Genomic DNA, 10,721 nt, shown 5'->3' with positions numbered 1-10,721 from the left:
TAGGGACGGGCAGTCCCGAAGAAACGCTAAGGGAGTTGAAACCACTACGCTACTTGGTGAAAGCCTGGTAGAGCAAGTTTCGACGACGAACTTAGAATCTCCGTGTCTTTAGACCGGAGAGTGTCAAAAAGAAATGGTCTAACTATTCTGAATGGGTGCAACCTATCTGCAAAATCAAGCAAACATCAGGGTAGCTGAAATTTAGCATCATTACGTAAAAACACGGCTGATTCGGCTTTAATCTCGAAGATATCTTAAAATAGCGACAATTATCGCCGATAGCGGTTAATATCTAAGTAAATTAATTCCTGACTTGATAGGTGTGAGTTTTGTGAGGTTATTATTTTCATGCGCTTACCTACTATTGCCATTTGTACCCTAGCTGCTTTGATGGCTGGTACTCTCAATGCCAAAGCTAGTCCGATTGAGAGCAACTCGACTTCCCCACCGTCTATCATGGGCGACTATGCTTTGATCGAGGGCGAGGAAACTCAGACAGCACAACAATCAAACCAGCTATCTGCCCAATTAAAAGAAACAAGAGAAGCTCTTGTAATCCATAAAACGAACTTTGTTTCCCAAGCATCGAGTACCGACGCCACCGGGTTACAGGAGTTGCAGGCAAATCGAGAACCAGCGATTGACCCAGCTAGCTGCTTTGCACAAGCTTCATCGCCGGGATCTCAAGTTGCACAAGCACCCGTTAACTGCCCTCGTCCCGAACCGATTCCCCCCTTGCGAATTCCGTCAGTATCGGGCGAATTTGAATCTTCCCCCGGATTAAGCATCTACATCCCCGTGGGATTTGGCGCCGATAGAAACACTTTATTTGTCAGCGGTACTTATCAAACTTCCACCCGCGAACATAACGATGACGATAATAACGGGGCGTTTGGCGTTGGTCTTGGTTTAGGCGATGCGGTTAAAGGCTTTGGGCTGGAATTGTCCTACGTATTCGATGATTTTAATCAAGACTTCCCCGATGGTGGTTTAAACGCCAAGTTGCATCGTCGGTTTGGCGATGTGGGAATTGCAGTCGGTTACAACGGCTTTATCAATCTCGGTCGCAATGACTACGAACATTCCCGCTATGGGGTGATTACCGGCATTCTGCGGACGCGACCATCGGTGCGCCAACCTTTAAGCCGCATTGCTCTCACTTTTGGTGTGGGAGATGGACAATTTCGCTCAAATGGGGCAATTGATGCCAAGGAAAACAACGCCAACTTGTTTGGGAATGTCGCCATTCGCGTTGTGGAACCCGTGAGTGCAATTGTTGAATGGACTGGCGTAGACTTAGCAGCAGGATTTTCGATCGCACCCGTGAGAAACGTTCCTTGGGTGATAACTCCCGCCGTGCGCGATATCTTAGGTGCAGGCGACGAACCGCGATTTGTATTGGGTACTGGGATTTCGATTAAGTTTTAGGTAGGAGGAGTGCAGCCATGCAGAAATACAGAAAAGTAAAAAGTCTGCGCTTGACATTGATTTCCTCGCTTTGCCTGGGAGCGGTTGTAACTTTTGCCACCGCTGCTCACGCAGACGGTAGCTTCCCCGATATATCGGGAACCAATGTTTGGAACAGTACCGCCCCGATTTTCGATCGCGGCGGTGGCGGGATAAACCCCCAACTTGTAGAACGTGCTAGACGGTTAAACCAAGAAGCCGATCAAGCTTATAAAGCCTGCGATGCAGCAGTTTTGGCGGCACAGCAAGGTGGTGTTCGGGGACCGCGTCAGTTTTTACGCAACCCAGAAAATACCGATGCAGTATTTCCCGTAGCGTGTCAGCGATTGAACGAGTTGAGACAGGAAGCTGTCAACTTGAGAAGCCAATTAGAGGCAGCCGCCAAATCGGGTGGCAGTCCAGTGTTTCGGACTTGGTAGAGTTGCAATAGTTACCAATTCCATAGTGAGGAGAAGCTAGGATGGAAAAATTGCGAATAGGAGCAATTCGTTTAGCAGCGATCGCTTCATTGAGTGCCACAGGCTTATTATTTGCCTTCTCGATGCCGGTGAAAGCCCAAAACCCCCCACCGGCAAGTCAAGGCGTCCGCTTCGACGAAGAGACAGTCGTCGAATTTGAATTCAGAGAATCCCACGGTTACTACCAGTCAACCTTTGGCATTGTAAATTTAAACACTGGTGAAACTACGGATCTAATTGCCGAAACCAAACCCTTCGACGACTTTAACGACCAATCGGATCTCGACCGCGTCTCCAGCGGCAGAAACGACACCGGCACCCAGATGGATTTTTTAGGCACACCCGGTAACTCCGTACCCCAACCAGTGCGGCGGTTTACCTTTCAAGCCAATACCGCTTATGCTTTTTACCTAAAAGTGATTGATCCCCGCAGCGGCAGGTTGAGAACTACCCTCTACTCGACCAGATTAGAGCAAATGGGTAACGGATCGACCCCAGGGTCTACCCGCACCGTAGGTGGATTGTCCGATGGAGTCGTGGGCGATCGCAAAGGCGTCCGCATCAACTGGGACGATACCGGACTGCCTCGACCCGGAAAAGACAACGACTTCGATGACTTTATCGTCGAAGCAGGTGGTTATTTAGTCGCCTTCCCCTGCCCCAGAATCAGATAACAAAGAAACCGGGTTTCTTAAAGAAACCCGGTTTCTTGCCAATAGCTGCTTCACCGAGTGTGGCAATTAGGCACTACTTGAAAGAGGAATTTCATCTCTTATTTGAGTCAAGTAAAAACTGAAGCAACAATTCCTAGCTGTCAAACCTAAATCTTCAACTATCCCATGTATTCTAATTTACCTAACTTAACTATTCGGGCGGCTCAATCTAATGATACTGAGACAATTTTTCAATTAATTCAAGGATTAGCAGAATATGAAAAATTATCTCATGAGGTCGTCGGCAATCCTCAATTGCTCCATCAGCATTTATTTGGAGAACCGAAGTATATAGAAGCAATTTTAGCAGTTTTGGAAAATAAAACCGTAGGATTTGCTGTATATTTGCACAATTATTCCACTTATTTAACTAAACCAGGAATTTATCTGAAAGACATTTTTGTTCTTCCAGAATATAGACGGCAAGGTATTGGAAAAACACTCTTGGCTAAAGTAGCTAAAATAGCTTTAGAACGTAATTGCGGATATTTAGAGTGGCGAGTTTTAGATTGGAATATTTCAGCACAAGAGTTTTACCGCAGCATGGGAGCAGATCTTTCAGAAAATTGGCGGATTTGTCATGTTAATGAAAAAAAGTTAATTATCCTAAGTAACAATTGATGAAAACATATTGGTGATAGATATAGCCAATATCAAAGGTTTTCAAGTCTTAGTAAAATTAAAGCTATAGGTTAAAAAGGAGGTTTTTCAGATGAACTTAAATGATATCCTTCTATTAACGGGTGATGAAATAATTACCAGACTCAAAAACCGCGATCCAGAAATTTTGGCAAGTGTAAAATTAACTTACCAAATCCACGATCAAGGCAACAGCTGTTTACCCCATTCTGTTTTTTTAGGATTGCCAAATAATCAAAAAAATAGAATTATTGCACTACCAGCTTATGTGGGTAGTGAGTTAAACATGGCAGGTATCAAATGGATTGCTTCTTTCCCAAAAAATTTTGACCTTTTCGTTAGTAGAAGTAATAGACCCACCACTATAGCGGATGGCAAACGATCGAGGTACAGCCTTTTGGCTTTGTTTGTCAAGCGCGCAGCATTAATGCTGCGCGCTTGACAAACAAGCCTAAAGGCGCTTGGTGTGCCCGCCGCATTAATGCTGCTGGCACACCAAGCGCCGTACCTCATACGGCTGCAATCCGCTATAACACCTACCACTAATCAGTTACCAGTTACCACTGATTTAGTGGAGGCTTCATTCCCCTGCCCCAGAATCAGATAATATTGCTCGCCAACAAAGAAACCGGGTTTCTTAAAGAAACCCGGTTTCTGTCTTTGAGTCATATCATGTCCGCGAGAGATCAGTTGTGTATAGTTGATTGTGCGAAAAAGCGTTTTTTCTCCCCCAGCTCCCCCATCCCCTTTGCTCCCCCAGCTCTCCAAACGCAACCGATGCAACCGGACACGATATCATATGATGTCCGCCTAATTACCCTTAATAAAAATCTCGACCCTTCACCGTGTCACCGTTCTCCCAAGTCATTCCTAACTATGGGTGTTTAACCCGACATGATATCAGTCGTATTGTATTGCAAAATTTCCGCTTTGCTTCAATTGCTCTATTAAGCGCGAATCACCAGAACCAAAAACATGTAGTATATCTTGAGCGCGAGTCATTGCAACATAAAGTTTTTTCAGATCTAAAGCGGCTATTTCCGAATTTATAGCTCTATTATTATCATACTCTTGCACCCAAAGAATTAAAACTGCTTTAAACTCTAGTCCCAGTGATGTATGGGTTGTCATTATTCTGATACCGGGTATATTAACGCTGTATGTTATTTTTTCCAATCTCAGAGTTTCTGTAACCCAGTAGGTATCTAATCCCAGATTATTTAATCGCTTTCTTAGGTAATATAACATAGATCTGTCATGGTTCAAGACTGCTTCTAATCTATGCAATACAGCAATCTCTCTGAGTTCGTAGCCAAGTTTATGGAGTTTTTGAATTTGTCTAATAACTGATTCCACTTCCTGCTGTTTTGTCTTGACAATATGCAAAACTGGGCGCTCGCCCTGGCGGATAGAAGCTTGAGGTTCAATTATAGGGAATGTCACTTCAGAATCATCAGTATTCCCTGTATTTATTATATTTTCTACCTCAGGTGTATTTTTTACTAAACTCCACGCTGCTTCCAGTATCTCTTTTGTATTGCGGTAGTTTATGTCAAGATGGAATTTTTTGCTAGTTGTCCGACCAACTGCTTTGACTCCAACCGATTTCCACGCGAACCGAGGACGGTTGTAAAAGCTCTGCTTGCCATCCGATACGATCGTTAAATCGCCATTCTCAGGATCTTTCAAAGCAGCTACGCAACATTTGAACCAATAAGGATAAAATGCTTGTGCTTCATCGACTAAAATTGCATCCCACTTCAGACCAAGTGGTAATTGATTAAGTTTATTCAAAGCGATTTCTACTACATATTCCCTGTAATTTACTAAATGGCTTACCGTTTTATATTCTCTACCAAGGAGATGTTTTACCCAGGCATCAAAGTGCATTACATCAATTTTTGTAGGCAAGAGAGACTGGAAATAGGATGCCAGAGCAATATTAAAGCAAAGAATCAAGATTCGCTCGTTTGGATTTCGATTTGCCAGTAATTTAGCTCTAGATAGTAAAACAAGTGTTTTTCCCGATCCAGCTACCCCATAAATTATGCGATGACCACCACCAATAGACTTAACTATACACTCCTGACGATGATCTAAAGTTTTAATTACATAACTATTATCCCGCAGTTCAATGCCATCAGGAACGCTGTTAGAAGATGCCAGCACTTCTTTAATAGCTATTTCGGGGTAAAGAATGCCTTTAATAGTTTCAATTTGGTTGGGTGTGAGATTGCGGAAAGGCAACTTGTCAGGGAAGATTTTTTCTAACTGATTCACCAAGTCTATTTCAGATATGTTATCCCATGACAGTAACTCGTTTCGGTATATAACTTTCTCCTCGATTAATAGCTGAGAAATATTTGGATTGCGAGCTTGATTTACTGTAATGTTGGACATCACAATACCAATGCCAACGGGGAAAGCTAACCTGACCTGGGCTTCCCCATTTGGTTGGGTTAGTATTGGATAATGCTGAAGTTTATTCAAAAGCTTATTTAAGTAGTTATCGACTTGCTTTAGAGAGGATTGCCAAACATTTATTTTGGCATTTTTTGTCTCATTTTCATGACGCGAACGTTTGCGAGTTCGCCTGACCTGACTCTCTGGAGAGGTTGGTTGAACCTCTATTCGATTAATCTCCTCACTCGCAGACTTGATTGTGAAATTATCGCTATCCGCACTGCTTATCTGGTTAGGGAACCAATTTACTACCTTGATGAAGAGTAGCCCAAACTTTGGCGCTAGAATGGTAAAATAGGGTAAACAGCCTTGAGCATTTGGTTCATACCAGACATAGAATTCATTGGATAACTTTTCAGCAAGTATTTTGTACAAGGTTTTTTCGCCTTGACTTGCTCCCGATGGCAAAGAATCTGGAACTATTAATGCCATATACGCTGTTAACTCTTGGTGCTAATTATACAGAATCAAAAATTGATCTACACTCTGACACAGCTAGATTCCAGAAAAACCGCCAACAAAGAAACCCGTTACGAAAGAAACCGGGTTTCTTTAAGAAACCCGGTTTCTTTCGTCAGCGCCTCTTAAACGGCAGCCAATTCTTGATGTTCGATCTTCGTTCCTAATAGTTTAAGAAATTCAGCCAACCATTTAGGATGGGCAGGCCATGCGGGTGCTGTGACTAAATTACCATCAACCATCGCCTCATCAGCGGGAATATGCACGTACAAACCCCCTGCCCTTGTGACATCCGGGCCGCAAGCTGGATAAGCAGTGCAACTTTTGCCATCCAATACACCCGCTGCTGCCAATACTTGTAACCCGTGGCAGATAGCGGCAATCGGTTTATTTGTTTCGGCGAAGTGGCGCGTTATTTCTAACACGCGATCGTTGAGGCGAATATATTCGGGTGCGCGTCCGCCAGGGATAACCAAAGCATCGTAGGCGGCGGGGTCTATTTGAGCGAAATTGGCATTTAAACTAAAGTTGTGACCCGGTTTTTCGCTATAGGTTTGGTCGCCTTCAAAATCGTGGACGGCAGTTCTTACTGTTTGCCCAGCTTTTTTATCGGGGCAGATGGCGTGAACCGTGTGTCCCACCATCTGTAAAGCTTGGAAAGGCACCATCACTTCGTAATCTTCGACGTAATCGCCAACGAGCATTAAAATCTTTTTGGCAGCCATATTTTTCATCCTTTTGACACTCTCACCGTCCAGCTACGCTGTGACGGGATATTCTTGCTTCACCGAGGATTGCTTTTTAACACAAGTGTTAACGAGTCTTACATCCTCTCCACCAGCTTGAAATTCCGTATTTCCTCTGGTATTTGTTGACATTATCAGCTTTCCTCCCTCTCTGTCCAGTTTGTAGCTTAAGAAATTTAGCAACATACCAAAGCCTGCATCTAGTATCTACTTAGCTAATTGGCTGCGTGCTAACCTTTTTTTATTTAGCTTCTCAGATCCAATGACTTGGTTCTCGTCAACTAACTTTCGTGAGAGCTTATGAAGGAAATCTTGCCTTGTGTTTGCTATTTTATCATGAACTTTTGCTACTCTTTTAACCTGTTTACTGTTTTTACTCTTAAACTTAGGAAATTTTGCCCGATGAGCAAAAAAGGTTTTAAATGCCGTTTCCAGATTCCCCAACGATTGCTGTAATGTAGTAGCAGTAGCTTCTTGCAGCCATAAGCGATCCGTAAGCTTTTTAAGTTGGGTTAGGTGTTTCGCCATTTCGCAATAACTTAACCTTTAACAGCGATAGATTCGCCCCTGTTCGTGAAATATGTAAAATTGTATAATTACTCGTAATTAAATTACCTTGACATATTTCACAAAATATGCATCTCAAACTAGCTCTAATATCATGTCCAATAGCAACGGTTGTGTAACTGCTAATAGCTAATCGCTAATGGCTGCTCTGGAGGCAATTGACAATTAGCAATTAGCAAGCGAGCAATTAGCCATCCATACACTACCGATACCTAAGGACAGGATCTAACTATAAAATGAACTAATATTATCGGTTGGTTCATTATATAGCGATCGAGTAATTAAAATTTCTTAACAAAACGACGGGATCGCTCTGGGTTCAAACAGCCTCCCTCGGGAGATCGGTCGCTCTAACCAGCCCAGAGAGCCATCATTGGGGATATTCAATTTACCCGATAAAATTTCACAATTTCTTAATCTAGTTTTTCCCAAAATTTTGTATTAAATATAAAGCATAATACTATATCCGTGTGTTACATTCCTTAATTTTTCTGGTCATAGGTCACGAGAGAGGTTGCGAACAGACAGCACAACCTCTAGCAGCATGTGGTAATTCACCACATCAGTTTTGCATGATCCATAAAGTTATTGGCTATCGATATGGATAAGTGACCTATTGCCATTGGCTTGTCATCAGGTGCATGAGCGGCAGTTTGGCTAGAGTTCACCAAGGGAGATAAAAAATGCAGTTACAAGCCTATGATGTTTCAATTCTTACCAACGATATAGTTTCGCTGGTCAAAAGTACAAGTGCCAAAAAAAATTACCTGTTTGAGCAAGCGATAAATTCCATTGATGAGCGATACGCGGATGAAGTGATATCCACCTGTTTGGAAAAGCTCTTAAAAGTAGATGATTCCTTGCAACAAGTCTTTATCAATAAAATCTTCGCTCACCCCAACAGAAAGCTCAAAAAAGTTTTGGTTCAAGTTTTAATGAGAAAACTCAATCAGCTTGCTGCATGAGAACTGGTAATGGGTAATAGGTAATGGGTAATTGGTAATAACTCAAGTTGCTAGTTATAACTTGTGACAGCGGTAATTGCTAATTGCTAATTGCTAATTGCTAATTGGGTTAAAAGGCTTTTGCCTTCTTGACAACTACCCATTAGCCATTAGCGATTAGCCATTACCAGTACCGCTTGATGTAACTAGCAACTTGCGTTAATAGCAAATTCAAGTTCAATTTTCAATCTATTTAAACCAATTACCCATTACCCTCGTGACCACGGCAGAGCCTAGTAACGCCATTAGCCATTAGCCAATTAAGGTTTTTCAAACCCCAAAGCGCGTGCTTTGATGCGTGAGGCAGTGCGGGGGTCGGATTGAAACGTGACCCAGCCTTCCCGCGTGGCGCGGCGCGGCAGAAAGGCAATTTGAAACTCGCCCCGCTCTTGTTGTTCGCCACCGCTTTCTAGTACTACTTCTATTTGGACATTTTCCGCCGTCTGATCTCCCGTATTTTTAACCGATACGGGAACAATAAATTGCTGGGATTGAGATTGGGGCGTTCCCAGTTGAAACTCGATTTGCGGTGGTGCTTCGCTGACAGTCGCAGCGTCGTAAATTAGGTAGCCTAAGGTGCTGACAACCAGGACAAAACCAACTGCGAAAGTCACCCACTCTAGCCAATTTTTTTGTAACTTTTTCATGGGATTTTAACTGAGGGAAGCGTCTAATTTCCAGATCCCTGTTGCAATAAAAGCCTGCCAGCAGAAGCACCCAGGGTAGCTGGTAGTGCCAGGACGACTGTTTGTGCAACGCCGGTGATGAGTGCAACTCCGTCAAAGCGTCCGAAAAACCACAGAATTGCTGCCGAAGCAACTAAGGCTACGGCATAGGTAATAATAGTGCCGGAGATGATGGTAAAAATGCTTCTAGAACGAGTAAATTTATCGGCGCCGATGAAGTTGCTATAGAACAGGATAATAGCACCCAGTACTATCGAAACTAAAGCTAAACCAAGCAATCTTATCGAAGAAATTTCGATGCCGACCATAATAATTTCTTCTGTCGGTGCGACGTTGGCTGCAAATAGAACAGCACCGCACAAAGAGATTACAACTTGTCCCCAAAAATCCCCTTGGTTTTCAATTGGACTGGGTGGCCCTTTTGGCTGCTTTTCATCGTTCATTTCGCTATCCTTATCTCCACCTCCAAGTTGCGCGGTTCCCACTGAAACGCCGATAGCAACAGTCATCGCTTCAACGGTAATTTTTCCGGTAATTTCTTCCCATGTCATATCAGCGGTAATGCGCCCTAGTAACCATAAAAAAGCGGTGGAAACTAACATTCCTATACCCATTTCTTCCACCGAGTCTATGACGACTTCTAGGGGATTTGCATCGTAGCGCAAACCTCCGTAGTTGTTGTAACCTAACAGCAGGGTGAAGGTGGCGAGGACGTAAATAAATATGCGAAATGGATGGATGGTGAAACCTGCCCACCACACTTCCATTGTGTAGATTAGGGGCAAAGAGAACATGATGCCACCGATGACGCCCCGCAAGTATTCTTGAAGGGATTCGGTGAGCGATCGCTGCTTGTCTGCTTTACAATCCATCCGTTATATCCGTTAGGTATCGACATATTGTTACATATGTAACAATCGCCTTTGAGCCTATGGCTTGTCTACTATCCGCAGATAGATTAAGTTGCGATTAAGTTAAATTCTTTCAGGGCTGGTAAAAAGTTGAGATTTTCGTGACTGGAACGGCTGAGTTTAATTAAAGCAAAACGCTGGTCTGGGGTTAGTGCTGCCCACTGTTGGGGTGTCAGCTTCAGGTTAAATTCTTGGGCTTTTTCTTGAACGCTTTCTGGTATGGTTGTTTCGTCCATCCAAGCTGGGTGAGGATCGATGGGAAGTTCGCTGGGTAATGCACCTGTTTGTTTTAACACCAGTTGCTGTAAATATTCGCGATAAGTTTGAATTTCGCTTTCTGTCGTGCAAGGCATTTCGACGAGTGCTTCTCGTTCTGCCAAATTAAAGTGATTCCAATGGGATAATTTTAGTTTAATGCCGCTGGTATCTAACTTGAGACGCACTTGCATAGGGATGCAGCGTAAAGATTCTACAAAGTCGGCTTCAAATTGGAAGAATTTGGTCATTTGGTAATTGGTAATTGGTAATTGCTGATTGTTAATTGCTAATTGCTAATTGCTAATTGCCAATCGCTAATAATTATTTTTTATTTGCCATTAGCCATGAGC

The 10,721-nt window shown here is 43.1% G+C and carries 12 protein-coding genes and 1 pseudogene; 6 read left to right on the top strand and 7 right to left on the bottom strand.

What is annotated here, in order from left to right:
• The first annotated feature begins 348 nt into the window (after window positions 1-348).
• The 5 genes from MiSe_RS31010 (at window position 349) to MiSe_RS30990 (ending at window position 3,719) form a co-directional block, all read left to right on the top strand.
• Window positions 349-1,428, top strand: a complete 1,080-nt coding sequence (locus MiSe_RS31010) for a hypothetical protein (protein ID WP_226587460.1) — start codon at window positions 349-351, stop codon at window positions 1,426-1,428.
• Window positions 1,429-1,445: 17 nt separating this feature from the next.
• Window positions 1,446-1,886 (top strand): hypothetical protein, encoded by a 441-nt coding sequence (locus MiSe_RS31005; RefSeq protein WP_226587459.1) that lies wholly within the window; start codon window positions 1,446-1,448, stop codon window positions 1,884-1,886.
• 41 nt (window positions 1,887-1,927) lie between these two features.
• Window positions 1,928-2,599, top strand: coding sequence for a hypothetical protein (locus MiSe_RS31000; protein ID WP_226587458.1), 672 nt, complete (start codon window positions 1,928-1,930; stop codon window positions 2,597-2,599).
• Between the two features lie 165 nt (window positions 2,600-2,764).
• The gene (locus MiSe_RS30995) at window positions 2,765-3,259 is read left to right on the top strand and encodes a GNAT family N-acetyltransferase (protein WP_226587457.1); all 495 of its coding nucleotides are present in this window, start codon (window positions 2,765-2,767) and stop codon (window positions 3,257-3,259) included.
• A 91-nt stretch (window positions 3,260-3,350) separates the two neighbouring features.
• Window positions 3,351-3,719 (top strand): hypothetical protein, encoded by a 369-nt coding sequence (locus MiSe_RS30990; protein ID WP_226587456.1) that lies wholly within the window; start codon window positions 3,351-3,353, stop codon window positions 3,717-3,719.
• Window positions 3,720-3,823: 104 nt separating this feature from the next.
• Here the strand turns inward: MiSe_RS30990 and MiSe_RS51320 are convergent, their stop codons facing one another.
• The 4 genes and pseudogenes from MiSe_RS51320 to MiSe_RS54085 form a co-directional block, all read right to left on the bottom strand.
• Window positions 3,824-3,946: a hypothetical protein gene (locus MiSe_RS51320; protein ID WP_264196736.1), complete on the bottom strand. Its 123-nt coding sequence runs from the start codon at window positions 3,944-3,946 to the stop codon at window positions 3,824-3,826.
• A 231-nt stretch (window positions 3,947-4,177) separates the two neighbouring features.
• Window positions 4,178-6,172 (bottom strand): DEAD/DEAH box helicase, encoded by a 1,995-nt coding sequence (locus MiSe_RS30985; RefSeq protein ID WP_226587455.1) that lies wholly within the window; start codon window positions 6,170-6,172, stop codon window positions 4,178-4,180.
• Between the two features lie 152 nt (window positions 6,173-6,324).
• Window positions 6,325-6,924, bottom strand: coding sequence for a DJ-1/PfpI family protein (locus tag MiSe_RS30980; protein WP_226587454.1), 600 nt, complete (start codon window positions 6,922-6,924; stop codon window positions 6,325-6,327).
• 33 nt (window positions 6,925-6,957) lie between these two features.
• Window positions 6,958-7,488: pseudogene (locus MiSe_RS54085) on the bottom strand (transposase); the annotation flags it as partial.
• Between the two features lie 707 nt (window positions 7,489-8,195).
• On the opposite strand from MiSe_RS54085, the gene MiSe_RS30970 reads away from it, so the two are divergent.
• The gene (locus tag MiSe_RS30970) at window positions 8,196-8,477 is read left to right on the top strand and encodes a hypothetical protein (protein WP_226587452.1); all 282 of its coding nucleotides are present in this window, start codon (window positions 8,196-8,198) and stop codon (window positions 8,475-8,477) included.
• Between the two features lie 299 nt (window positions 8,478-8,776).
• Here the strand turns inward: MiSe_RS30970 and MiSe_RS30965 are convergent, their stop codons facing one another.
• From MiSe_RS30965 to MiSe_RS30955, 3 genes are all read right to left on the bottom strand, one after another.
• Window positions 8,777-9,163, bottom strand: coding sequence for a hypothetical protein (locus MiSe_RS30965; protein WP_226587451.1), 387 nt, complete (start codon window positions 9,161-9,163; stop codon window positions 8,777-8,779).
• Window positions 9,164-9,186: 23 nt separating this feature from the next.
• Window positions 9,187-10,074 (bottom strand): TIGR02587 family membrane protein, encoded by an 888-nt coding sequence (locus tag MiSe_RS30960; protein WP_226587450.1) that lies wholly within the window; start codon window positions 10,072-10,074, stop codon window positions 9,187-9,189.
• 86 nt (window positions 10,075-10,160) lie between these two features.
• Window positions 10,161-10,619, bottom strand: coding sequence for a nitrate reductase associated protein (locus MiSe_RS30955; protein ID WP_226587449.1), 459 nt, complete (start codon window positions 10,617-10,619; stop codon window positions 10,161-10,163).
• Window positions 10,620-10,721 lie beyond the last annotated feature (102 nt).

The sequence above is a fragment of the Microseira wollei NIES-4236 genome (assembly GCF_020521235.1).
GTDB classification, from domain to species: domain Bacteria; phylum Cyanobacteriota; class Cyanobacteriia; order Cyanobacteriales; family Aerosakkonemataceae; genus Microseira; species Microseira wollei.
The sequence above is the reverse complement of the archived record's forward strand: the minus strand, read 5'-3'. Positions and strand labels throughout refer to the sequence as shown.